22 protein-coding genes are annotated in these 21,684 nt (G+C 63.5%); 12 read left to right on the plus strand and 10 right to left on the minus strand.

Annotated features, from left to right (window positions below):
- Window positions 1–2: 2 nt before the first annotated feature.
- Both HMPREF3056_RS05595 and HMPREF3056_RS05600 read left to right on the plus strand, forming a co-directional pair.
- Complete coding sequence (locus HMPREF3056_RS05595) at window positions 3–1,112, plus strand: septum formation family protein (protein WP_070682216.1); 1,110 nt, start codon at window positions 3–5, stop codon at window positions 1,110–1,112.
- Between the two features lie 29 nt (window positions 1,113–1,141).
- Window positions 1,142–1,489 carry a metallopeptidase family protein gene (locus HMPREF3056_RS05600; RefSeq protein ID WP_070682213.1) on the plus strand — a complete coding sequence of 116 codons (348 nt, stop codon included), beginning with the start codon at window positions 1,142–1,144 and terminating at the stop codon, window positions 1,487–1,489.
- A gap of 68 nt (window positions 1,490–1,557) precedes the next feature.
- Here HMPREF3056_RS05600 and HMPREF3056_RS05605 read toward each other — a convergent pair whose 3' ends face one another.
- Entirely contained in the window at window positions 1,558–2,205 is a 648-nt protein-coding gene (locus HMPREF3056_RS05605) for a histidine phosphatase family protein (RefSeq protein ID WP_070682210.1), read from the minus strand.
- An 11-nt stretch (window positions 2,206–2,216) separates the two neighbouring features.
- Window positions 2,217–3,128 (minus strand): prephenate dehydratase, encoded by a 912-nt coding sequence (gene pheA, locus HMPREF3056_RS05610; RefSeq protein ID WP_049156889.1) that lies wholly within the window; start codon window positions 3,126–3,128, stop codon window positions 2,217–2,219.
- A gap of 41 nt (window positions 3,129–3,169) precedes the next feature.
- On the opposite strand from pheA, the gene HMPREF3056_RS05615 reads away from it, so the two are divergent.
- The 3 genes from HMPREF3056_RS05615 to HMPREF3056_RS05625 all read left to right on the plus strand — a co-directional run bounded on the left by HMPREF3056_RS05615 (window position 3,170) and on the right by HMPREF3056_RS05625 (window position 6,497).
- Window positions 3,170–4,315 (plus strand): amidase, encoded by a 1,146-nt coding sequence (locus HMPREF3056_RS05615; RefSeq protein WP_070682208.1) that lies wholly within the window; start codon window positions 3,170–3,172, stop codon window positions 4,313–4,315.
- Window positions 4,312–5,010, plus strand: a complete 699-nt coding sequence (locus HMPREF3056_RS05620; protein WP_046647622.1) for a CPBP family intramembrane glutamic endopeptidase — start codon at window positions 4,312–4,314, stop codon at window positions 5,008–5,010. The genes HMPREF3056_RS05615 and HMPREF3056_RS05620 overlap by 4 nt, the downstream gene beginning before the upstream one ends.
- 92 nt (window positions 5,011–5,102) lie before the next feature.
- On the plus strand, window positions 5,103–6,497 hold the full coding sequence (locus HMPREF3056_RS05625; RefSeq protein WP_082254424.1) for an LCP family protein: 1,395 nt from the start codon (window positions 5,103–5,105) through the stop codon (window positions 6,495–6,497).
- 105 nt (window positions 6,498–6,602) lie between these two features.
- On the opposite strand, the gene HMPREF3056_RS05630 is transcribed toward HMPREF3056_RS05625, so the two are convergent.
- From HMPREF3056_RS05630 to HMPREF3056_RS05640, 3 genes are read right to left on the minus strand one after another with little or no spacing between them, the layout of a single operon-like run.
- Entirely contained in the window at window positions 6,603–7,532 is a 930-nt protein-coding gene (locus tag HMPREF3056_RS05630) for a DUF5926 family protein (RefSeq protein WP_070682204.1), read from the minus strand.
- 21 nt (window positions 7,533–7,553) lie between these two features.
- Window positions 7,554–8,258, minus strand: coding sequence for a glycerophosphodiester phosphodiesterase family protein (locus HMPREF3056_RS05635; RefSeq protein WP_070682201.1), 705 nt, complete (start codon window positions 8,256–8,258; stop codon window positions 7,554–7,556).
- Window positions 8,258–9,205, minus strand: a complete 948-nt coding sequence (locus HMPREF3056_RS05640; protein ID WP_070517759.1) for an L-lactate dehydrogenase — start codon at window positions 9,203–9,205, stop codon at window positions 8,258–8,260. Before HMPREF3056_RS05640 ends, HMPREF3056_RS05635 begins: the two co-directional genes overlap by 1 nt.
- A 140-nt stretch (window positions 9,206–9,345) precedes the next feature.
- On the opposite strand from HMPREF3056_RS05640, the gene HMPREF3056_RS05645 reads away from it, so the two are divergent.
- Complete coding sequence (locus HMPREF3056_RS05645) at window positions 9,346–11,187, plus strand: alpha/beta-hydrolase family protein (RefSeq protein ID WP_070682198.1); 1,842 nt, start codon at window positions 9,346–9,348, stop codon at window positions 11,185–11,187.
- A gap of 24 nt (window positions 11,188–11,211) precedes the next feature.
- On the opposite strand, the gene msrA is transcribed toward HMPREF3056_RS05645, so the two are convergent.
- Entirely contained in the window at window positions 11,212–11,862 is a 651-nt protein-coding gene (gene msrA, locus HMPREF3056_RS05650) for a peptide-methionine (S)-S-oxide reductase MsrA (RefSeq protein ID WP_070682194.1), read from the minus strand.
- 163 nt (window positions 11,863–12,025) lie between these two features.
- On the opposite strand from msrA, the gene HMPREF3056_RS05655 reads away from it, so the two are divergent.
- Entirely contained in the window at window positions 12,026–12,628 is a 603-nt protein-coding gene (locus HMPREF3056_RS05655; RefSeq protein WP_046647628.1) for a superoxide dismutase, read from the plus strand.
- A gap of 318 nt (window positions 12,629–12,946) precedes the next feature.
- Here HMPREF3056_RS05655 and HMPREF3056_RS05660 read toward each other — a convergent pair whose 3' ends face one another.
- Window positions 12,947–13,843 (minus strand): LysR family transcriptional regulator, encoded by an 897-nt coding sequence (locus HMPREF3056_RS05660; RefSeq protein WP_070682191.1) that lies wholly within the window; start codon window positions 13,841–13,843, stop codon window positions 12,947–12,949.
- Window positions 13,844–13,913: 70 nt separating this feature from the next.
- On the opposite strand from HMPREF3056_RS05660, the gene HMPREF3056_RS05665 reads away from it, so the two are divergent.
- Window positions 13,914–15,065, plus strand: a complete 1,152-nt coding sequence (locus HMPREF3056_RS05665; RefSeq protein ID WP_070682188.1) for an MFS transporter — start codon at window positions 13,914–13,916, stop codon at window positions 15,063–15,065.
- An 11-nt stretch (window positions 15,066–15,076) separates the two neighbouring features.
- A complete protein-coding gene (locus HMPREF3056_RS05670; RefSeq protein WP_070682184.1) occupies window positions 15,077–16,369 on the plus strand; it encodes a copper oxidase in 1,293 nt (430 codons plus the stop codon).
- A 124-nt stretch (window positions 16,370–16,493) separates the two neighbouring features.
- Here the strand turns inward: HMPREF3056_RS05670 and HMPREF3056_RS05675 are convergent, their stop codons facing one another.
- The gene (locus tag HMPREF3056_RS05675; RefSeq protein WP_198531142.1) at window positions 16,494–17,930 is read right to left on the minus strand and encodes a TM0106 family RecB-like putative nuclease; all 1,437 of its coding nucleotides are present in this window, start codon (window positions 17,928–17,930) and stop codon (window positions 16,494–16,496) included.
- A gap of 75 nt (window positions 17,931–18,005) precedes the next feature.
- Here HMPREF3056_RS05675 and HMPREF3056_RS05680 point away from each other — a divergent pair, with 75 nt between their 5' ends.
- Together HMPREF3056_RS05680 and HMPREF3056_RS05685 are read left to right on the plus strand one after the other, a co-directional pair.
- Complete coding sequence (locus tag HMPREF3056_RS05680) at window positions 18,006–18,638, plus strand: DUF6474 family protein (RefSeq protein ID WP_070682181.1); 633 nt, start codon at window positions 18,006–18,008, stop codon at window positions 18,636–18,638.
- Between the two features lie 315 nt (window positions 18,639–18,953).
- Window positions 18,954–19,271, plus strand: coding sequence for a histone-like nucleoid-structuring protein Lsr2 (locus tag HMPREF3056_RS05685; RefSeq protein ID WP_070517764.1), 318 nt, complete (start codon window positions 18,954–18,956; stop codon window positions 19,269–19,271).
- Here the strand turns inward: HMPREF3056_RS05685 and HMPREF3056_RS05690 are convergent.
- On the minus strand, window positions 19,268–19,906 hold the full coding sequence (locus HMPREF3056_RS05690) for a LuxR C-terminal-related transcriptional regulator (RefSeq protein WP_046647640.1): 639 nt from the start codon (window positions 19,904–19,906) through the stop codon (window positions 19,268–19,270). The two genes, HMPREF3056_RS05685 and HMPREF3056_RS05690, sit on opposite strands and share 4 nt — an antisense overlap.
- 36 nt (window positions 19,907–19,942) lie before the next feature.
- The gene (locus HMPREF3056_RS05695; protein ID WP_070510858.1) at window positions 19,943–21,115 is read right to left on the minus strand and encodes a sensor histidine kinase; all 1,173 of its coding nucleotides are present in this window, start codon (window positions 21,113–21,115) and stop codon (window positions 19,943–19,945) included.
- Here HMPREF3056_RS05695 and HMPREF3056_RS05700 point away from each other — a divergent pair.
- Entirely contained in the window at window positions 21,114–21,668 is a 555-nt protein-coding gene (locus tag HMPREF3056_RS05700; protein ID WP_070682179.1) for a DUF2020 domain-containing protein, read from the plus strand. The genes HMPREF3056_RS05695 and HMPREF3056_RS05700 overlap by 2 nt on opposite strands.
- The last annotated feature ends 16 nt before the right edge of the window (window positions 21,669–21,684 follow it).

The following is a 21,684-nucleotide window of genomic DNA, read 5'->3' on the forward strand; positions in this document are numbered from 1 at the left end:
CTATGAGCACTTCATCTGCGTGGCGCTCCGCCTCCGCCATCCGCGTCGTCCTCGTTGCAGCCGTGGCCGCGGCCGCCTTCATGGCGTCCTACGGCCTCTTTAGCGGCGAGCCAACCGGTACCGATTCGGCCGCACAAGGCTCCGCTGCCCCCAGCGCCGACGGCAGTCAGGCCGCCGATCCCTCCGAAGGAGAGATCGCATCCTTTACTACCGCCTCCGCTGGTTCGTGCGTGACGTGGGACATCGCCCCAGACGGCACTGCCACCGGCTTCGAGCAGACCAGCTGCGATAAGCCGCACCGCTTCGAGGTCTCCTCCCGCGAGGACCTCAGCGCCTACCCCACCAGCGAGTTCGGCCCCAATGCCAAGCGCCCCGACATCACACGGCAAAACGCCCTGCGCGACGAGCTGTGCGAAGCCCCCACGGTGAGCTACCTCAACGGCAAGTGGGATCCCAACGGCCGCTACGACATCGCCTCCATCCTGCCGCCGGCCGCCTCCTGGGAGCAGGGCGACCGCACCTTGCTGTGCGGCCTGCAAACCACCGACGCCAATGGGGTCCCCCAGGAATCCACTGGCAAGGTCAGTGAGGTGGACCAGGCGGTCGTCGCCAAGCCAGGCGAATGCCGCAAGGTGGACGAAAACCAAGTGCTCAGCACCGTTCCGTGTAGCGAGCCGCACCAGATGGAGACCGTATCCGTCATTAACCTGGCCGAGAAATTCCCCGATGGTTACCCCAACGACGAGGACATGGATAAGTTCCTCTCCGAAACGTGTACTCAGGACGCCATGGACTACCTAGGCGGCGAGGAAAACCTCTACCAATCCACGCTGCAGCCTTTCTGGGGCGCAATGAACCGCGAGTCCTGGGAAGCCGGCTCCCGTTCGGTGAACTGCTCCCTCATCCACGTCAACGACGGCCTGTTTTCCACCATTACCGGCTCCGCTGCGGAGGGACGAGATTCTCTGAACATCAACGGTGCCCCACCCACCGAGCAGCCGAAGCGCAACCCGCTGCGTGACCAGAACGCCCAGCCGGGCGGCGAGAACGCACAGCCGGCTGGCGACAGTGCCGCTCCTGCCGCCACGACTGCGCCGACACCGGCCCAATAAACCCCGACTATTTCACAGGGAGTACGCACGTGTACGAGGTCAGCGAGGAACGCTTCGAAGAGCTAGTCGGTGAGGCCCTGGATAAGATTCCGGATCGCTTCGTCGACCAGATGCGCAATCTCGTCATCCTCGTCGAGGAGGAACACCCGGATAACCCGGATCTGTTGGGGCTTTATGAGGGCGTGATGCTCACGCACCGCACCGCCTCACACACCGGCTACCTGCCGGATACCATTTCCATTTACCGGCAACCTTTGCAGGCCATGAGCAACTCGGAAGAGGAGCTGGCCCACGAGGTCATGGTGACCGTCTTCCACGAGGTCGGACACTACTTCGGTTTCGAGGAGGACCGCCTCCACGAGCTCGGCTGGGGGTAGGCGCCCAGCGGGGCGCCCAGCGGGGCGCCTACCGCGGCCACAACGAAACCTACCGTGGCCGCAGCGGGTTAGACTTCGGTATCCGCCCAGCGCTTGAGTGTCCACTGGCCAAAAGACTGCCCCTGCGGCTCCATGAGGGTAAAGCGGCAGTTCGGCATGTAGCCGGTATAGGCAAAGTCTGGGTCCACGCCGCAGGCATGTCTCGTCACTACGCGAATGGCGGCGCCGTGGCTGACGACGACTATATCCTCATCATCCTCCAGCTCCGCAGCGAGATCCTCCAACACCGGTTGGTAGCGCTCGAGCACATCCACGTAGCTCTCACCGCCAGGCATCCGGGCAGCTTCATCGCCGTCGAGCCAGCCGCGCAGCGCCACCATGTATTCGCGGTGGGTATCCTCGCTGCCACTCATTTCATGCTCACCGGCAAAGACCTCGTGCAGGCCCACGCGAACCTCCACCGGAACACCGCGCTCATCGGCGGCCTCGCCGTATGTGCGGGCGGCCAGCATCGCGGTCTGCTGGGCGCGCAGGGCAATAGAGCACACAAAGCGCACGCGGCGCCCCGCGCACAGCTCAGCCAACTCGCGGCCAACATCTTCCGCCTGGCCGCGGCCGCGCTCGGTGAGCTCGGCGCCCGGCGGGCGGGTGTCCATGATGCGGTCAATATTGGAAAAGGTCTGGCCGTGGCGCAGCAGGATGATTCTTCCGGTCATGCTTCACCACACTATTGGCCGGTGCGCGCCTGCGCTACCCATTCATCGGCCTCTTTCAACCGCGCCAAATCCCGTGGGGCCTCCCCTAGCGCCACCACGGAAGGCCAGGAACCCACGAAAACGACATCCTCCGCGCGCAACCACAGCGCCCGCAGCGCCTCCGCGACCGGCTGGTCCTCGATGTGTCCGATGAGGTCGGCATGGAAACGGTAGTTACCGAAGACGGTGCGCAGCGGACGCGATTCGATGCGGGAGAGGTCCACCCCGCGGTGCGCGAATTCCTGCAGGGCCCCAACCAGGGAGCCGGGCTCATTGGGAAGGGTGAAGATGACGGACGTCCTGTCCTTGCCGGTCCGCGCGGTGGGCTTTCCGGCCGGCCCCACGAGGACGAACCGCGTCGTGGCCCCCGCGACATCCGCCACGTTCTCCGCAAGAGACTCCAGCCCGAAGACCTCCGCTGCCCGTGCCGGGGCAGCCGCGGCATCCACCTCCCCTCGCGCCACGGCCTGCGCCGCCGCGCCATTCGACGCCGCCGGAACATAGTCCACGCCCGGCAGGTTCTGCTCCAACCAACCGCGCACCTGCTGGTAGGCCACAGGATGCGTGGAGAAGGTGCGAAGAGTCTCCGCGGAAGTGCCGGGGCGCACCAGAATGGAGAAGGACACCGGCAGGTCTACTTCGCGGTAGATCTGGACCCGGGAGCCGTCGGCAAGCGCGTCAAAGGTGGCAGTCACCGGACCGTCCACGGAGTTTTCGATAGCCACGCAGGCATAGTCCGCCGCACCTGAGCGCACCGCTGCCAACGCCTCGGCCGGCGAGTTCACCGGCAGCCCCTCGGGGGAAGCAAAGTCTGCGGCGAAGTGCTGCATCGCCGCTTCCGTGAAGGTTCCGGCGGGCCCGAGGAATGCGATGGTGGTGCTCATGACAGCAACTTTATCTCACGTAACTACTAAACTGAGCCGCCATGGACAGCACCGAGTTCACTCTGGACAAGCTGCGCGAGGATCTATCTGGTCTGGACCCCGCGGAACACGGCTTCACGTACCTCGACCTCGAGCGCCGGCCGCAGGCGCACGGGCGCTTGAGCGGCTGGATTCTCTCGGTCAAGGACCTCAATGACGTCGCCGGCATGCCCACTACGCTCGGTCATGCCGAGCGCGCCTACGTGGCGGAGGAGACCGATCCTTTCGTGCAGGAGCTTATCGACGCCGGCGCGCTCGTCGTCGGCAAATCCGCCGCGCCCGAGCTGGGCCTGCGCGTGGACACCGAACCTGTAGGCCTGGCGCACCCGGATAATCCGCTCTACCCGGGCCATACGCCGGGCGGTTCCTCCGGCGGAGCGGCGGTCCAGGTGGCGCGGGGTCTGCTGCGCGCTGCGCATGCCTCCGACGGCGGAGGCTCCATCCGCGTGCCGGCTGCCGCCTGTGGCGTCGTCGGGTTCAAGCCCGGCGGTGAGGACCTCTCGGTGCAGGGGTTCATCACGCGCAGCATCGCCGATACCGCAACGCTGCACGGCCTTCGTCCGCGCGCCCGGCGCGCCCGCATCGGAGTGCTGACGGATCCCCTCTTCGCTAACACCGAGGTGGCCCCGCACATGCTGCGCGCGGTCGCAGAGGCCACCGCCACCTTTGAAGGCGCGGGATTTGAAACCGTGGCCATTTCCCCTTACCCCCAGGCCGCGACTACCTTTGAGGCCTTTCAACACATCTTTAGCCGCCGGCTGGCCGGCCTTGACTTCGCGGAGGGTTACGCGGAGTGGATCCGTGCGAAGGGCCGGCGCGTCACGGATTCCGAATTCGCCTCAGCCCGCGCGCACGCCGCGCAGCTGCCGGAGCTGCTGGCACAAGAGTGGGAAGTCGATGCCATCTTGAGCCCCATGCTGGCCTTCGATCCGCCCCGGCGTGGGCACTTCCTGGCGCTGGAGCACCAGGCCAACTTTGATGAGCAAACGCGGTGGTCACCGTGGGGTTCGTTGTTCAACGTGGCGCAGCTGCCTGCCATCTCCGTGCCGTGGCCGGTGCGCGATCACCCGCCCGTGGGCGTGCAGTTGGGTTCAATCACGCTTGACGACGCCTCCCTTCTCGGCCTCGCCCAGGTACTTCACCCATGACCGCGCGCTCACGCCTGCGCGCGGAAATCCTCATCGTCCTCACCATCACGTTTGGTATCTCGGGCGTGCGCGCCGCGCTGCGGCTGACTGATGCCTTGCTTAACCCGGCCCCGCTCAACGAGCAATCGGTCACCATCAACGCCTCCCAATCGGCGACCACGCTGCTCGACCTCGCCTTCCAACTCTGCAGCGCCGCGGTGCTTTTCGCGTGGGGAGCGCTTGCGCTCTATCTGATCTCTTTCCCGCCCCGCCCGCGGTGGCGCGATGGTGTGCACGGCGCGGCGTTGGCGGCAGTCATTGGTCTGCCGGGGTTGGTGCTGTATTACGTGGCGCTGCACTTCGGTTGGACCAAGGAGGTGGTGCCGGGGGCTTTTGACAGTTGGATTGAGATCCCGGTGCTGCTCATCAAGTCCTTCGCCAACGCGTGGGCGGAGGAGCTGGTGGTGGTGTACTGGTTCATGACCAGGCTCAAGCAGTCTGGGTGGGCCCTGCCCGCAACGCTGGCTGCTTCCTCCATCCTGCGCGGCTCCTATCACCTCTACCAGGGTGTTTCCGCAGGCTTCGGCAATATCATCATGGGCGTGCTCTATGGCTGGTACTTCCACCGCACGGGGAAGGTGTGGCCTCTGGTCATCGCGCATTTTCTGATCGACGCCATCGCTTTCGTGGGCTACACATTGCTCTTCGGTGCTTAAGCGCGGGCCGAGGGCTCGTGGCACCGAAAAGACCACGACCGCGCCCTGTGTGAAAGGTGGGGCGGAAGTGATTTCGCGGTACAGTGTTCCCCATGACCTACCAAGGACACGATCCAGAGCGCGATTCCCGCCGCGCTGGCGATCCCCACGGCGATTCCCGCCGCGCGGGTGCCACTGGCCCGGCCCACCCCCACGGCCCGGATGGCCCGCGCGGTGCGCATGCTGCCGGGCAGGATGCCGGTGAGTTCGTCCTTGGCGCTGACGGGCAGCCCCTGCGGGATCGTTATGGACGCCCGGTGCGTCGCCGCCCCTCCGGGCAGCGAGCTAATCCCACGCACTCTTCTTCTCGCGCTCAGCGCCCCAGTGCGCAGCGCTCGCGTCCGGAGGAAACCCGCTTCGACGTCGATGCTTATATGGCTCAGCACGCATCGCCGCGCCCGGCGCCCCAGCAGAACATGCCCGCCCGGGAACCTGCCGCCGGCGCATACCGGCGAAGCCCCGACGCACCGCCGCGCAGCTACTCCCCACAGACTGCGTCCCGCGGGCGTCCTGCTCGGCGCCCGCATAGCCGCCGCAAGAAGGTCAACCCGGCCAAGCAGGTCTTCGGCTGCTTAGGCTGGCTCATCGTCATCGCCCTCGTCTTCATGGTGGCCTTCACCTTGTGGACGGATTCGCGCCTGACCCGTATCGATGCCTTGCCCTCCGAGCAGGTGACGCCGACCTCCGGGACGAACTGGCTGTTGGTGGGCTCGGACTCGCGCCAGGGCCTCACCGAGGAACAACAGGCCGAGCTGGGCACCGGCGGTGACGTAGGAGTTGGCCGCACCGACACCATCATGCTTCTGCACATTCCCGCATCCGGAAAGGCCCAGCTGGTCTCCATTCCGCGCGATAGCTACGTCGATGTGCCCGGCTTCGGCATGGACAAGGTCAACGCCGCCTTCACCTACGGTGGGCCGCAGCTGCTGACCCAAACCGTGGAACAAGCCACCGGCCTCCACATCGATCACTATGCGGAGATCGGCATGGGCGGCTTAGCCAACGTCGTGGATTCCGTGGGCGGCGTGGAGATTTGTGTCAAGGAACCCATCAACGATCCGCTCGCCGGCATCGACCTCCAAGCGGGATGCCAGAAGCTCCGCGGCCCGGATGCCCTCGGCTACGTGCGCACCCGCGCCACCGCGATGGGTGACTTGGACCGCGTCGAGCGCCAGCGCGAGTTCTTCGCCGCGCTGCTGGATAAGGCAACGTCCTTCTCCACCATCGGCAACCCCTTCAAGGCCATCTCCTTGGTCAACCACACCGCAGATTCCTTCATCGTCAACGAGAAGGACCACGTCTGGCACCTTGCCCGCGTGGCACTGTCGATGGCCTCGGGCGTGGAGACGAAGACTGTGCCGATCGGCGGCTTCCAGGACACGGTCGTGGGTAATGTCGTCCTCTGGGATGACGCCGAGGCCCAAGCACTTTGGGACTCCATGCGCTAAGGCTTCGACCGGTCGTTTCGATCAAATAGGGCTCCAAAACCTCGTGGTTTTGGAGCCCTATTTGATCGATATGTACCTAAGCCTCGGGGCGAAGGCGCCGAGGAATTAGCGCAGCGTCACCTGACGGGACTTGATGTTCTGCAGCTGCTTGCGCTCATCGGCGTCGAGGTTGGCGTCGTTGGAGATCTCCTCCTCCAACGCCTTGTTCACGCGAGACAGCTCGGCCTCGTAGGAGTCGTGCGCGACCTCTGGGTCGAGGTCAAAGACCGGGGCGATCAGACCGTGGGTGCGGAAGACACCGGCGAACTTGGTGTCCTCGCCCAAGTTGAGCTCGCCGCGAGCAGCCACGCGCGCCAGCGCGTTGAGGAAAGCATTCTCGTCATCACAGGGGCGAACCCAGCGGATGTGGGCCTTGCCGCCCCCGGCGTTAGCCCAGAAGGCGGTGCCGACAAAGCCCTCAGCCTCCTGGCCCACCTGGTAGGACTCGATGACGGAATCGTTGGCGCGCTGCAGAGCCTGCGCCATCTGCGGCGGAACCTGTGCACCCTCCGGCATCCACCACGCGAAGTCCTGGTAGACGTTGATCTCCAGTTCGGCGTCCTCTTCCAGCAGCTCCTTGAGCTCCGGCTGGGAGCCATCAGCAGCGGTGGACTCGAGGGTGGAGCCCGGCGCGTTGTTTTTCACCCAGTTCAGGGCGAAAGCCAGGTCGCGGCCCGGGTTGTGCGTGTGAGACTGCACCTGCAGTCCCACGAAGGCCTCACCACCGGATTCCTCATCACGGATGAGCGCCGCGGTAGCACCGGGCAGCACGGTAGCGACGTAAACGTCCTTGTCAAAGCCCTTGACGGACAGCTTCGCCGTTGCGGAAGGAACAAATTCCTGCAGAGCGACGAGGCTAGCCTCAGCGGCGAGCCCGCCGAAGGGGCGAGGGTCCTTTTCTAGGGCAGCGCGCTCGGCGGCGCGGGCAGCGAGCTTAGCTTGGCGGCGGGACATGCCCTCCGGCAGCTGTTCGTTCTTCTTTTTCTTCTTGGCCATACTGAACAACTTACCTGTTCATTACAGCTCAATGGCATGCAGGGCCACTTCCGGTTGGTTCGTGGCGAGAATATCCACTCCGTTGGCCCATGCCCACTTCATGTCCTCGGGTTTATCGATGGTCCACATGTACGTGGGTAGGCCGTGCGCGCCAATCGCGTCGGGCTGCAGCTTGCCGCGCAACAGCGACATGCCCAGGCCAGTGGGCTGCGACAACAGGATGTCGGGGCGGTTGAAATGGCGCTCCCAATCGCGGCGCAGGTAGATGCGGTCGACGTGCGGGGCAAGCGCCGCCATTCGACGAATAGCCCGGTGGGAAAAGGAAATCATGTGGATCCGGGGGTCGTCGAGAAGCCCTGCGTAGCGCAACCGCAGCACCATTTGTTCTTCGAGGATGTCGCCCTGCCCCGAGGGATGCTTGGTCTCAATGTAGAGGTGATGCTTCTTGTCACCGAGCATCTCAAGGAGCTCGTCGAGAAGCAGCATGCGCTGGCCGCCGCCAATCTTCAGGCGGCGCAGCTCCTCCCAGGTCAGGCGAGACACTCGGCCCGAGCCGTTCGTGGTGCGGTCCAGGGTGGGATCGTGGTGAACCACCACCTTGCCATCACTGCTCAGGCGGATATCGCACTCGATACCGTGAATGGGAAGCGCGAGCGCTTTCTCAAAGGCAAGAGGGGATAGCTCCGGATATTTCCCGGAGTATCCCCTGTGGGCGACGATCTTCACTAGCCGAAGATTTCTTCCTTGATGGTGTTGAGCGTGTTGAAGGAGTTCTCAAAGCGCTCCTTCTCGTGGTCATCGAGGGCCAGCTCGATAACGCGGTTGACGCCGGAGCGATCAACGATGGCCGGAGTGCCGATGAAGACATCCTCGTGGCCGTACTCGCCCTGGAGGTAGGCAGAGACCGGCAGCGCAACGGCCTGGTTCTGGATGACCGCGCGGGTGATGCGGGCCAGGGCCATGCCGATACCGTAGGAGGTGGAGCCCTTAGCATCGATGATGTGGTAGGCAGCGTCGCGGGTGTCCTCGAAGATCTTCTCGATGCGCTCGTTGTAGCCCGGGTCCTTCTCAGAACGGTGGGACAGAGAGACACCTGCGATGTTGGCGGAGGAGACGACCGGCAGCTCGGAGTCACCGTGCTCACCGATGATGTAGGCGTGGACGGAGGTCGGAGCCACGTCATCCATCTCAGAGAGCATGTAGCGGTAGCGGGCCGAGTCCAGAACGGTGCCGGAACCGATGACGCGCTCGTGCGGGAAGCCCGAGGCCTTCCACACTGCATAGGTCAGCAAGTCCACCGGGTTGGAGGCAACCAGGAAGATGCCGTCGAAGTCATTCTTCATGACGTCCGCCACGATGGAGTTCATGATATTGACGTTCTTGTCCACGAGCTGCAGGCGGGTCTCACCAGGCTTCTGCGCAGCACCGGCACAGATGACGACCATGGAGGCGTCCTTGCAGTCTTCGTAGGTGCCCTTGGTCACGCGGGTACGGGACGGGGCCCAAACGACGCCATGGTTGAGGTCCATGACGTTGCCTTCGAGCTTCTTTTCGTCGATGTCGATGATGGCCAGGTGGTCAACAGTGCCCTGGTTGACCAGAGCGTAGGCGTAAGCAACTCCAACGTCGCCAGCGCCGATGAGTACTACTTTGTTTCCAACATGATTTCCCATGTCTCCTATTGTGCCCCCAATGTCCGAATTTTGCTCGTTATGCGCCCGAATTCACAGGATAAGTAGTCCGATCTCACATTTTCATGTCCGATTGGGTCTGATTAGTGGCATCACTGCACGTACGGCCCAAAGCTGGTTCAATGGCCAGCATGCGTCAACTTGCGCGCCGCATCGCCCTCAAAACCGCCCGCACAGGCCTTCAGGCTGCCATCTTTTCCCTGGAGCTCATCAGCGATCTCACACCCGGCATGCGCATGACCGGCCGGCGGCGCCTGCCGCAAAATATGTGGCCCGGGATCTTCGGCGCGGAGGTAGCAACCTGGGCCGCCGTCTCCCCGTCGCTATTGCCACGCCCCTGGTGGGTCACCGCCGCCAACGTAGCCATCGGCCAAGGCGCTGGCCACCTCGCCGCCACCACCGCAGCCTTCGCCGCCAAGCGCGGGCTCCGCCTCGCTGGGCGACGCCCCCAGGACCACGTAGGCCCCACCACTCGACGTTATTCCTACTACCTGCTTGGGATCGGAACATTCATCGCGGGCATACGCTCCCTGCGCAACCAATCAGAACAAGCCCGCCTCGTGAGCAAACTTAATGACCGCGGCCCCCAATCCGCAGCGCTGGGCATGGTGGTGGGCACCGCGGGCTACGGCGCCTTGCTCATCGTCGGGGAAGCAGCGCAGATCGCCGTTACCCAGCTATCCCGCCAGGTGCAGCGCTGGCTGCCCAGGTGGATAGCGTGGCCGCTCGCCGGCGGCGTGGTTGGCTTCGCTGCGGCCGTGGTCAGCGACCGCATGGTCTGGCGCCGGCTGCTCCGCAGGGCCTCCATCCAAGGTCTGGCCCTCAATAAGTTGGTGTACCCAGGCTCCGCGATGCCCTGGGAGCCGGAACGCTCGGGAAGCCCCTGGTCCCACGAGCCGTGGACGGCCGTCGGCTCCCAAGGCAGGGCCTTCCTCGACCGCGGCCCACGCGCCCAGGACATCAAAGCGGTCATGCACTTCGAACGCGCCCACGAGCCGATCCGTATTTACATCGGTCTCATCCGCGGCCGTGGTCCGCACGCCGCCGCTCGCCACGCGGTGGCGGAGATGGAGCGTACAGGCGCCTTCCACCGAGACACCATCGTGCTGCAGATGCCCTCCGGCTCAGGCTGGATCAACAATTATTCAGTCAGCGGCTATGAATTCCTCACGCGCGGCAACTGCGCCACCGTGGCCCTGCAATTCGATTACCTGCCCTCCATGTTTTCCTACCTGGTGGACAAGAACCTCTCCCGCACTTTTGCGCGCGAGCTCATCGCCGCCGTTCATGCCCGCCTCGCGCTCTTGCCCGAGGACAACCGCCCCAAGCTGTACTTAAGCGGCGAGTCCTTAGGCTGTTATGCCATCGTGGAAAACTACGAGACGCTCGAGGAACTGCTCGACGCCTGCGATGGTGCGGTGTTCACTGGGCCGCCTCGGATGACCAGCTTCATGCGGCGCCTTCACCGCGAACGCGGTTCCTTGGAACGCCTGCCGCTTATCGACGGCGGCCGGCACCTCCGCTTTGCCGCCGTTCCGGCCCACATGGAACACGATGCCTTCGGCGAACCCTATGGCCCCTGGGAGCGCCCGCGCGTGGCGGTGGGACAGCATGCTTCCGATGCCATCGTGTGGTGGGACAGCAAGCTCATCTATGCCCGCCCGAACTGGATCCACGAGCCGACCCCGCAGACCTTGTACGCAGATACCTTTAAGAACCTGCGCTGGCACCCGTTCATCACCTTCTGGCAGGTAGCACTGGACCAGATCAACTCGCTCAACGTGCCGGGCGGCCACGGCCACAACTACTTTGAGGAAACCTTTTGGTACTGGGATTCCGTCCTCGGATCCCAAACGCGCACCCAGCTCACTCCGGAGCTCGCTGAGCGCATGCGGGACTTTGTGGAGCGCGACCAGCTCAACAAACCTTCCGACTTCCGCACGCACGTGCGCAAGCAGCTCTAGCTGCGCGCCAGTGCGCTCACTGCGCTAGCCACACTTGACGCCGGTGCTGTGATGCGGGCAGTAACCGTTGGGCACCTTGTGTAGGTACTGCTGGTGCTCATCCTCGGCCAGGTAATACTCCCCCGAGTCCGTCTCACCGAGGAGGGTGACCTCGGTGGTGGTGGCGCCGAAGCCGGCGTCGGCAAGCTTGCCCGCGTAGGAATCCACGAGCTGCTGGATCTCCGCGCGTTCCTCCTCGGTCTCTGGATAGAACGCCGAGCGGTACTGTGCACCGACGTCATTGCCCTGTCGGAAGCCCTGGGTCGGATCGTGCGCCTCCAGAGCCTTGACCACTAGGTCGCGCAGGCTCACGCGCTGCGGGTCGTAGGTAATCTGCACTGCCTCCGCGTGGTTGGTCAGCCCGCGGCAGACCTCGTAGTACGTCGGGTTAGGAGTGGTGCCGCCCGCATAGCCCACGGACGTCGACTCCACGCCCTCGGTTTCCCAGAACATCTTCTCCGCGCCCCAGAAACAGCCGATGGCAATGATGAGGGACTTCTGCCCTTCCTTCCACGGACCGGTGATAGGAGTCCCCAGGACCGCATGGGGCTGCGGGTTGTCCAAGACGGGCTCGGATCGCCCGGGAAGGGCGTCCTCCGCTGCCACCAGCTTGGGTTCTGGCTTGAAAAGAAACATGCAGGATTCTCCTTCGCGTAGTGTTGTCCTCCCCTTATACTCCGCTACGCCGCTTGCAATCCAGGTTTTCGTTCACGGCGGTTCCCATTAAAAAATTATTGTGGCCAAATCCTCATCCGCGCCCTACGATGGGGCCTCGTACCCCAAAGAAAGGATGACACAAATGGCTGTTTACGAACTTCCTGAACTCGACTACGCATACGACGCTCTGGAGCCGCACATCTCCGCTGAGATCATGGAGCTGCACCACTCCAAGCACCACGCTGGCTACGTTGCTGGCGCTAACGCTGCGCTCGAGGCTCTGGAGGAGCAGCGCAACGGCGAGGCTAACGCTGACGCTATCCGCGCTCTGTCCAAGAACCTTGCCTTCAACCTGGGTGGCCACACCAACCACTCCATCTTCTGGAAGAACCTCTCGCCGAACGGTGGCGGCGAGCCGACCGGCGAGCTGGCTGAGGCTATTAACCGCGACTTCGGTTCCTTCGAGAAGTTCAAGGCTCACTTCTCCGCTGTTGCGACCGGCCTGCAGGGCTCCGGTTGGGCAGTTCTGGGCTACGACCACGTTGCTGGTCGCCTGATTATTGAGCAGCTCACTGATCAGCAGGGCAACATCTCGGTGAACTTCACCCCGCTGCTGATGCTGGATATGTGGGAGCACGCCTTCTACCTCCAGTACAAGAACGTGAAGGCTGACTACGTCAAGGCTGTCTGGAACGTCTTCAACTGGGATGACGTTGCTGAGCGTTACGCTGCTGCTACCAAGTAAGCACTCCGGCCTCCTTTAAGGCCATATTGCTTCGACCGCGCTGGGTCCTCTTCATTGAGGCTCAGCGCGGTTTCGCGTTGTGACTCCCTCTACAGGCTTTGCGGAGGACCACCCAACCCCGATATCCAGACCACAACTGCCCGATCCGCCAAAGTTATGCGCCGTCATTGCAGATCCGAGAGGGATCTTCGTCATGTTGGGCAGTTGGCCTATCCGTTAAGACACTCTGCCGCCTGGGAGCACCAGTGCCAGGCTGCCACACGAGGTCTCCACCCCGGAGGCGCTCGCCGCCCTGGCCGCCGAACTCCCCTTCGGCAGCTAGTCGGCCTCGACCAAGCTACTGCCCTCAGCGGTGCGTGCCACGACGAAATCCTTGAAGTGCTCGACCGGCGGGGCATCATCGCCCTCGCGCCACACCAAACCCAGCTCGCGGTAAGCCTCCGGCTCTATGGGAATGAGGTTGCTGGCTTTCAGATACGGGTCATCAAGCGGCAGCAGGGCCGATCCCAGGCCAGCAGCCACGAGGCCGGCCACGGTGGTCAGCTCCATGGATTCGAAGACGAGGCGCGGGGTGAATCCGGCTTCGCTCGCCAGGGAATCCAGCAGCATACGCGTTCCATAACCCGGCAGCATGCCGATGAAGGGCTCGTCGCGGAAATCTTCCATGCGCACGCTGTCTTGTCCTGCCGCCCAATGCCCTTCCGGAACCGCGAGCCCGAGGCGCTGCAATTTGAGCTGGTGCCAGCCCACGGCCCCCGGGGTGGTGGGACGGGGGCCAACGAGCGCGAGATCTGACTCCCCGGCCGCTACTCTCTCCACGAGCTCGCGCGCCGCGCCCTGGTGCAGGCGGATGTCCACGTGAGGGTGTTCAGCGCGATAGGCCTTGAGCAGTTCCGGGACCATCCACGTGCCCAAAGAATGCATGAAATCAAGGCGCACGGTACCGCGCTCCGGATCCATGAGGCGGGAAACGGCATCGCGCGCGGCGGTCTCCGCCATGAGCATCCGCCGGGCATGCTCCACGAATGCCTGGCCGCGGGCATTGAGCCGCAGGCGCCGGCCGCTGCGCTCGAAGAGGCTGGCCCCCACCTCCGCCTCAATGCGCTGCACGCGGCGGGTTAGCGCGGATTGGGAGAGCCCGAGGGCGTCGGCAGCCGCGCCGACGAGGCCATGGTCGGCCACGGCGACGACGCCGCGCACATCCTCCAGATTCATGCACACCTCGCATGTTTTATGTAACTTTTAGACATTTTACACATAACCCGCGCTAGGCCATGCTTGATGCATGACCAGAACGCGGCGCGCCACCATTGCCATGCTCTTCGTGGGCTTGGCAATTTTTTCTTGCCTCTACCCCACCCAAGCCATGCTGCCCACCCTGGTGGAGGACATGGGCATGTCCCCCACGGAAGCCGCCATGACCATCTCCGCGGCCACAGGCGCGCTGGCTATCTGCGTGATCCCCGTGTCCATCATCTCCGAGCGCATCGGCCGTGGAAAACTGTTGCTCGTTTCCACCATCGCGGCCACGCTCATCGGCATGCTCGTGCCGCTGGCGCCCAATCCGGAGATCCTTATCGCCACCCGCGCGCTCCAGGGCGCTGTCATCGCCGGCGCACCCGCTACCGCCATGGCCTGGATCTCGGAGGAGCTGGAAAGCTCCTACGTTGCCCGTGCCATGGGGTTGTACATCGCCGGCACCACCATCGGTGGGCTGACCGGCCGCCTCATTCCCACCGGGCTGCTCGAGCTCACGTCCTGGCGCTGGGCGCTGGCGGGCTCTAGCCTGGTCACGCTGATTTTGGCCATCATCGCGGCGATCTTGCTGCCCTACCAACAGAACTTCACCCCGAAGGCGATTCACTTCCGCTCGGAGCTGCGCGCCATCTTTCGCCATGCCCGGGATACCCGCCTGATTCCCTTGTTCATCGTGGCCTTCGTGGCGATGGGAACCTTCGTGTCCCTCTATAACTTCCTGGCATTTAGGCTCATCGACCACTTCCACCTCGCGCCTGGTTTGGCCGGCTTGGTCTTCCTCTTCTACCTCACCGGCACGTGGTCCTCGGCGCGCGCCGGCCGGCTGGTCACACAAGTGGGCCACGCCAACACCTTGCTGCTGTCCTGCCTGCTTTTTGCCGTGGGCATCGCGCTCTGTATGGGGTCACTGATCCCCACCCTGCTCGGCATCGTGCTCTTCACCATCGGCTTCTTCGCAGCGCACTCCACGGCCTCGGGGTGGGTGGGGCATATCGCCACTCACGACCGCGCTGAGGCCTCCAGCCTCTATGTTTTCTTCTACTACCTGGGCAGTTCCATCCTGGGCGCACTGGCCGGCGTGCTCTTTGATTCCCTGTCGTGGACCGGCTTCATCGCCGTCTACACCGCCCTCGCCGCGGGCATCGCGGTGTTGAGTTGGGTGGTGAGAAAAACCGGATAAAATCGTGTTTTATGGACAAATGGTCACCGCGCACATGGCACAGGAAAGCATCCCGCCCTGTCAGCCTGTGGATGATGGTCTTTCTTCTCGCGGGCGCAATCCATACCTTTATCCCGAATTACCGGTGGGTCCTCATCCACCTCTTCACGCTAGGCATTCTCAGCAACAGCATCGTGGTATGGTCCCAGCACCTCACCGAAAAGTTCGTGCAGCTCAAAGTTCCGATGTCGGCCCGCCCTCGCCAGCTCGCGCGGATTTATCTGCAGAATGCCGGCGTTATCCTCACCCTCGTGGGCCAAATCCTCAGTGAATATTGGGGCCACCACTGGGTGCTTACACAGATAGGTGCCACGCTTGTCGCTCTTGCGGTGTCTTGGCATGGGTTGGTCCTCTTTGCTTTGTGGCGCCGCGCGGAATCCAAAAGGTTCCGCCCCGTCGTCGCAGCTTATGTGGCCTCGGCCTTCTTCCTTGCCGTGGGCGCTACTCTTGGCGCATTCCTCGCCACGCACCCTTCCCATCCGCGCCTGCTCATTGCACACGTTGCCGCCAATATCGGCGGTTTCGTCGGCCTCGCAGCCGCCGGTTCACTCACCATCTTGTTCCCATCTATCTGGCGCACCAAGGGAATCAACCCACACATGAGCCTGAGCTTCACGCTGTTGGCGCTGGGCGTGGTGACCACCGTGATCGGCAGCGCGTGGAATGTACCGCACGCGGGCCTGATCGTCTACTGCGTCGGCTGGGCGCTCAGCCTGCAGAGCTGGCTGCTCAATACCCTTAGCGTGTTCCGGGAACCACGCGGGCGCATCACCTTCCCGGCGCTTTCTGTGCTCTTTTCCTGCTTCTGGCTGCTCGGCGGTCTGGTGTATTACACCACCCAGCATTTCTTCTCCAGCGAGCCCCAGATTCCCATGCTCGCGCTCGTCGTGGGGTTTGGCGCCCAACTGCTCATCGGCGTCATGGGCTATATGCTGCCCACCACGATGGGCGGCGGCCCTTCAGCGGTGCGGGCTGGCCTGCGCGAATATAACCGCTGGGGGCTGGGGCGCTCGGTCTTTATCAACGGCGGACTTGCCCTCTGGCTGGCCACCTCCAGTTCCCTCACCATGGTTGCCGCCTCGCTGCTCTGCCTCGGTTCCATGGCCGTCCTCCCCATCCTCACCGCCCGCGCGGTCAAGGCCCAGAAAGCCGTGCTTCTCAAGAAGGCCGAAGGCCCAGCCCCAACGAGCACAACGGACTGGGACCAGGTGTGGGTGGCGCTTGCGGTGCTCATCATCCTCGGCGGACTCAGCCTCATCCTGTAGATCCCCAGACCTCGATCCCGCAACCTCCTGGTGGGCAGTGGGGCGTCGGCAAGCGCTTGGCGACGCCCACCTGCAGGTTGCGGGTTTGAGGTCTGGGGACTTGCAAACGGGAAGGCAGAAGAAGCTAGGGCTCGAGGGGAGGCACGCCCGGCGCGCCGTGAGACATCCACTCGCGGACGGCATGGGTCGCGCGCACATCGCCGGCGTTATAGCGCAGAATCTGCGCACGCGCGTCCGTGTCACCGGCGAGGGCGGCGCGGCGGGCGTTAACGGATTCTTCGCCGTCAAACTCTTCCGGCCATTCAAAGCCCGCGACCGGGGCCACGGTCTTCAGACCCAACCCCGCGGTGCCGGCGAAACTACGCTTGACGTGGACAAACATATCCACCCACTCCTCCGAGGAGATGAACTCTTCCACTTCCTGGAGGTTGGGGGTAGAAAAACGCTGCGCGGACCTGCGCATCCAATGGTTCTCCCCGTGGGCGGAGTAGCAATACGCCGCAAAGGTCTTTCCCGCCGCATGTGCGTCAGCGCGCACTCCCATGAGCCACTCCCAAAACTCGGCGAAATTCTCTGCTTCCGCCCGGCCGCCGAGCGGCTCCCACGTGGCAAAAGAGTGATACTCACCGTCCAGGAGTGCACCCCACAGGTAGGCGCCTTGATCCAGGTAGGCCTCCATATCGACGTCGACTTCCACATCCGCGCGAGGAACGCTGACCTGCCCGCGGCGCAGCAGGGGAATACCTTCGCGCCAGGCGGCGGCGAGGGCGGAGGGGGCGCCGAGGGAGGCGTCGATAAGCCCTTGCACCGTTGTGATACCGCGCTCGCGGTAGGGGTTGGCGCGGTCGCCCGGCAGGAAAAGGGAAATGTCATCGCGGGCTTCCAGCTCTTCCCGGCACAAGGGCCAAAAGCGGCAGGAGGCGCACTCCTTAACGCGGCGCGGGCCCGCGGGCAGCGGTTGCGCCAGTGCCTCATCGATGGCAAAACGCGAGGTATCCGTGACAAAAGCCTGGCTGCGGTCCTGCCCAATCGCCGCGCCCCTGCCAGAATTCAGCCCCACTTCTTCCAAGCCCCGGGCTGCCAGCGCCAAACGGTAGCCGTCGATGGCGTGATGCCGAATCTTGTATTTTGCCGGCAAGGGCTCGCTCAACCCCAAGCGGTGGGTCGGCACGACGAGCGCACACGAGGCCTCATGCCGGCGCGCCACGCGGTGATCGGAGACGATGACAGGGCTATACATTTCGCCGTCCCGAACGAGGAGCTCCACGCGCACCATCCACTCTTCGGTGGAAAAGACGGCGTTGGTGATGTGCGTATACCCACGAGCTAGAGCCTCCAACGTGGCCAGGGCCCGCTCGAAGTCGCTACCCTCCAGGTCAATGCGGCGAAAACGGCCCGGCCCCTTTGCGGGAAGGCGGCTCAAGGCAGCATCGATAGCCGCCGCGTGGCGTTCCGCGCGGGCCTGACTTACCGCGGTACGTGGGATCTCGGGATGCGCGCGGCGCTGCACCAAGCGATAACGGCAGCCCACAAGATCCGTGGCGACGAGCACATCCTTCACAGCAGGTGAGCTTAGTAGACCACCTTGCTAGAGTTGTAGCGAGACCCTAAGGAAAGATAATTTAAGGACGTTTCAATGGGCATTATGAAGAAGATCCGCAAGGCCCGCCGTGAGGCCCGTGCTGAGGTTAAGGCCGCCAAGACCCGTGTAAAGGCAGAGGTCAAGGCTGCTGATAAGGCCAAGCACCGCCAGCAAAAGCTGTTGGCTAAGCAGGAGAAGGCGCTTATCAAGTCTGAGGAAAAGGGCCTGAAGAATCGCCGCAAGCACGAATACAAAATGGCCAAGAAGGAACTCGAACGCATTAAAGAAGGCCGTTTAAATAAGGGCAACGTCAAGCGTTATGCCGGCGCCCTGCGCACCGCCGCACCTCTTCTTTTGCCCCTGATTTACCGCGGCATCACCGTTGCCCAGCGCGAGGTTGAGAAGAAGCGCGCGCACAAGGCTGGCGTCAGCGCTGAGCAGCTGGCCTCCTTCTCCGGCCACGGCGCACCGCTAAAGGCGCGCACCGCCGGCATCCGCAACTCCCTGAAGGACGCCCAGCTGCCCGCCGGCTTTAAGCGCGACGTCAAGGAGCGGCTCAACGAGCTCGATTCCGCAATCGACAATGCGGAATACATGACTGAGCAGCAGCGCCAGCGCGCACACCGCTCCATCTCCGGCGAGATTGATTCTCTCAACGACGAGATCCAGTCCAAGCTGGGCGCATAACCCTTCGCACCACAGCTTCCAGCCTTCGATCCCCACATTCCCCGCCTCCTAACAAGGGCGGGAAAGCGGATCGGAGGCTTTTTCTTTCGGGTTTAAAATCAGCCTTTGTTACCGGCCAGAATACTGCTTCTCCTAGCGCCCCTTAACTGTGTCGCAGACGTGGTTTTGCTCTATAGTCAATAACAAGAGAAGGTTCTTTTAATGCCTTTCTCTTTAATCCGTTAAGTTACTTAAAGTTTAGGCTTCCGCTCTTGTGGTGAACGATGAGGGAAGCCCAAGCACAGCGCGATCAGATTACAGATCGAATGGAGAATCATGGCACGCCGCGAAATCACCCAGTTTTTTGACGACATTGATAACAAGCCCCTCAGCGAGGAAGAACTGATTGTCATCCGCTTCAGCGTTGACGGTAAAGACTATCTCCTCGATGTTTCCCAGGAGAACGCCGATAAGTTCCACGCCGCAATGGAACCTTTTGTCAAGGCCGCCCGTCACCCGGTGAAGAAGGACACCCGCCGCTACAAGCCGGCCGATGTCCGCGCCTGGGCCGCCCAGCACGGCTACCAGGTGGCCGAGCGCGGCAAGATCCCCAACGACGTCATCCTGGCCTACCGCGACGCCAACAACCTCTAAAGAACGCCCTGCTCGCGGGCGGCCGCCACGGCCGACGTGCGCGAGCGCACCCCTAATTTGTCGTAGATGTGGACGAGGTGGGACTTCACCGTCGCCTCCGAAAGCATCAGCTCCACACCGATCTCCCTGTTGGAGGATCCCGCCGCGACTAGCTTCAGTACTTCCAGCTCGCGCGGGGTAAGGGAGGTGCGCGGCGTGCGCACGCGGGTCATCAGCTTATCGGCCACTACCGGCGAAAGCGCCGAATCACCGTCGGCCGCCGAGCGCACCGCCGCGAGCAGCTCGACCGGCGGCGCATCCTTCAGCAAGTAGCCTACCGCTCCGGCCTCAATCGCCCCGAGAATGTCCGCGTCAGTGTCGTAATTGGTCACCACGAGCACCTTGGGCGGGTTCTCCATGGAGTAGCGGATGGCGGCAGTCGCCTCCGCGCCGCCCATGACGCGGGTGCCTTCAATACCCGCTCCAAACCGCAGATCCATGAGGAGGACGTCAATGCCACCTGCCTGCGCTGCGGAGACGGCGGCTTCGGCGGTCGCTACCTCACCCACCACCTCGATATCCTCAGCCCCCTCGAGCACCGAGCGTAGACCTAGGCGTACGATCTCGTGGTCGTCGGCAAGCAAGACCCTAATCACGGGCTTCCTCCTCATTGGTACGGTGTGGACAAATTCCTAATCTACATCGTTATCTAAGGGCACACTAACTGAGACCGCCGTGCCGCTGCCTGGGGTGGATTCAATCACGACCTCTCCGCCGAGCTCCTCGGCACGCCTGCGCATCGCCGATAGACCAATATGCCCCAACCCCGCCGGCTTATTCTCCACTGCCTCGACATCAAAGCCGTCTCCATTGTCCACCACGTCCACGCGCACCTCATCCGGCGCATAGGTTACCGTCACCCGTGCCTTGCTGGCGTGGGCATGCTTGACGACGTTCCCCATCGCCCCCTGCGCAATCCGCAACAGTGCTGCTTCCACCTTCATGGGAAGTTGCTGGACATCGCCCTCAACGTCCACGGAAACATCAACCCCACCGGTTGCCGCGAAGTTATCCGCCATCCTGGTCATAGCTGACTCCAGGGAGGTTTCTGATAACGCCGCCGGCTGGAGTGCTGCGATCATGGCACGCGCCTCGTGGAGGTTATCCGCCGCGGTGCGCCGGGCGAGCTCAATGCGCTCCTGCGCCTTAGGGATATTCTCCTGGGCCAGGTCGCGGTCAGCGGCGTGCAGAAGCATCTGGATGGAGGACAGGCCCTGTGCCAGAGTGTCGTGGATTTCGTGGGCGATGCGCTGGCGCTCGGCTGTCATACCGGCCGTGCGCTCGGACTCCACCAGCTGGGACCGGGTTTTCACCAACTCTTGGTTCATCCGGCTCAGCGCCCGGAAGGCATAGGTAATAGCGATCGTCACCAAGGCCGATACCGCCGGGCCCATGACGCCGCCGAAGGACAGCCCGCCCGGTACCTGCACCAGCACGGTCATCACCGTGGCCGCGATAACGCAGATGACACCAGGGATCATCTCCAGTACGTAGAGGTACACAAAGTACAGGGAAAACACCAGGTAGATGGCCGCGGGCGCCACTGCCAAGTCGGCAAGCCACAACACCGTGAGGATGACTATCCAGCCATAACGCGCGATGCGCGGCAGCGTCTCCAAGTAGGCTGAGCCCCCGAAGTACACCACGGCGAAAGAAACCAAGAGCAGCAGGTTGAGCACGCCCTGCCACAGAGGTAGGCGCACCGTGGTAAAAATCGCCACCACCAGCAGCGTCGCCGTCAGGACGTGGATACCGTTGCGCAGGGCATCCGATTCAACCGAGCGCTGGTCTAGTGTGGACGTCATGCGCCACAGCCTACTTCCCCCGCTTGCCGCCTGCCTGATCGGCATCGGCTTCGCCGCCGCGGGGTGCTCGGATGCAGACGACCCCACCCCCAGCACCCCGGCCGCAAGCCCTGCGACACCCACCGACGCAGGCGATGGCCTGCCCATCGACGCCACGGCGGAGGTCAGCGACTGGGAAGACTGCCCCTATCTGGATACCCAATGGGTGGCCGATACGAACGGGCAGAGGATGACCCGGTGGGGCGTCGACAAGCGCTTTGGCACCCCCGCCTGCGTGTTCTGGTCCTACCCCGAGGACCCACAAGCCACCGTCCTCATCCGCCAGATGCCCAGCGTGGAGGAAGCGCGCGCGGTCGTGGACTGGGCCGCCCCTGTCAAGGACACGGAGCTTGCCGAATTCGATGGCTGGTCGGGCGGGCGCGGCGTCTTTGAGGATCACTCGGTCTTCGCCGTGCAGAAGGACAACCACGCCGTGGTGGTGTGGTCGAACCAGCTGCAAACGCTCAAGCCCCAGCTCATAGCGCAGGAAGCGATCAAGCGTTTAGGCCTATAAGGCCTAAGCATTTAAT

Origin of the sequence: Corynebacterium sp. HMSC056F09, assembly GCF_001815785.1 — a bacterium.
In the GTDB taxonomy this organism is placed as follows: domain Bacteria; phylum Actinomycetota; class Actinomycetes; order Mycobacteriales; family Mycobacteriaceae; genus Corynebacterium; species Corynebacterium hiratae.

Bases quoted from the DNA above. Each gene is read 5' to 3' on its own strand.
- pheA (WP_049156889.1), bottom strand. From the start codon at position 3,128: ATGAGCACCACCATCGCATTCCTCGGGCCCGCCGGAACCTTCACGGAA.
- HMPREF3056_RS05660 (WP_070682191.1), bottom strand. From the start codon at position 13,843: ATGAATCTGGAGGATGTGCGCGGCGTCGTCGCCGTGGCCGACCATGGC.
- HMPREF3056_RS05680 (WP_070682181.1), top strand. From the start codon at position 18,006: ATGGGCATTATGAAGAAGATCCGCAAGGCCCGCCGTGAGGCCCGTGCT.
- HMPREF3056_RS05665 (WP_070682188.1), top strand. From the start codon at position 13,914: ATGACCAGAACGCGGCGCGCCACCATTGCCATGCTCTTCGTGGGCTTG.
- HMPREF3056_RS05655 (WP_046647628.1), top strand. From the start codon at position 12,026: ATGGCTGTTTACGAACTTCCTGAACTCGACTACGCATACGACGCTCTG.
- HMPREF3056_RS05615 (WP_070682208.1), top strand. From the start codon at position 3,170: ATGGACAGCACCGAGTTCACTCTGGACAAGCTGCGCGAGGATCTATCT.
- HMPREF3056_RS05595 (WP_070682216.1), top strand. From the start codon at position 3: ATGAGCACTTCATCTGCGTGGCGCTCCGCCTCCGCCATCCGCGTCGTC.
- HMPREF3056_RS05700 (WP_070682179.1), top strand. From the start codon at position 21,114: ATGCGCCACAGCCTACTTCCCCCGCTTGCCGCCTGCCTGATCGGCATC.
- HMPREF3056_RS05695 (WP_070510858.1), bottom strand. From the start codon at position 21,115: ATGACGTCCACACTAGACCAGCGCTCGGTTGAATCGGATGCCCTGCGC.
- HMPREF3056_RS05685 (WP_070517764.1), top strand. From the start codon at position 18,954: ATGGCACGCCGCGAAATCACCCAGTTTTTTGACGACATTGATAACAAG.
- HMPREF3056_RS05605 (WP_070682210.1), bottom strand. From the start codon at position 2,205: ATGACCGGAAGAATCATCCTGCTGCGCCACGGCCAGACCTTTTCCAAT.
- HMPREF3056_RS05625 (WP_082254424.1), top strand. From the start codon at position 5,103: ATGACCTACCAAGGACACGATCCAGAGCGCGATTCCCGCCGCGCTGGC.
- HMPREF3056_RS05670 (WP_070682184.1), top strand. From the start codon at position 15,077: ATGGACAAATGGTCACCGCGCACATGGCACAGGAAAGCATCCCGCCCT.
- HMPREF3056_RS05620 (WP_046647622.1), top strand. From the start codon at position 4,312: ATGACCGCGCGCTCACGCCTGCGCGCGGAAATCCTCATCGTCCTCACC.
- HMPREF3056_RS05640 (WP_070517759.1), bottom strand. From the start codon at position 9,205: ATGGGAAATCATGTTGGAAACAAAGTAGTACTCATCGGCGCTGGCGAC.
- HMPREF3056_RS05630 (WP_070682204.1), bottom strand. From the start codon at position 7,532: ATGGCCAAGAAGAAAAAGAAGAACGAACAGCTGCCGGAGGGCATGTCC.
- msrA (WP_070682194.1), bottom strand. From the start codon at position 11,862: ATGTTTCTTTTCAAGCCAGAACCCAAGCTGGTGGCAGCGGAGGACGCC.
- HMPREF3056_RS05645 (WP_070682198.1), top strand. From the start codon at position 9,346: ATGGCCAGCATGCGTCAACTTGCGCGCCGCATCGCCCTCAAAACCGCC.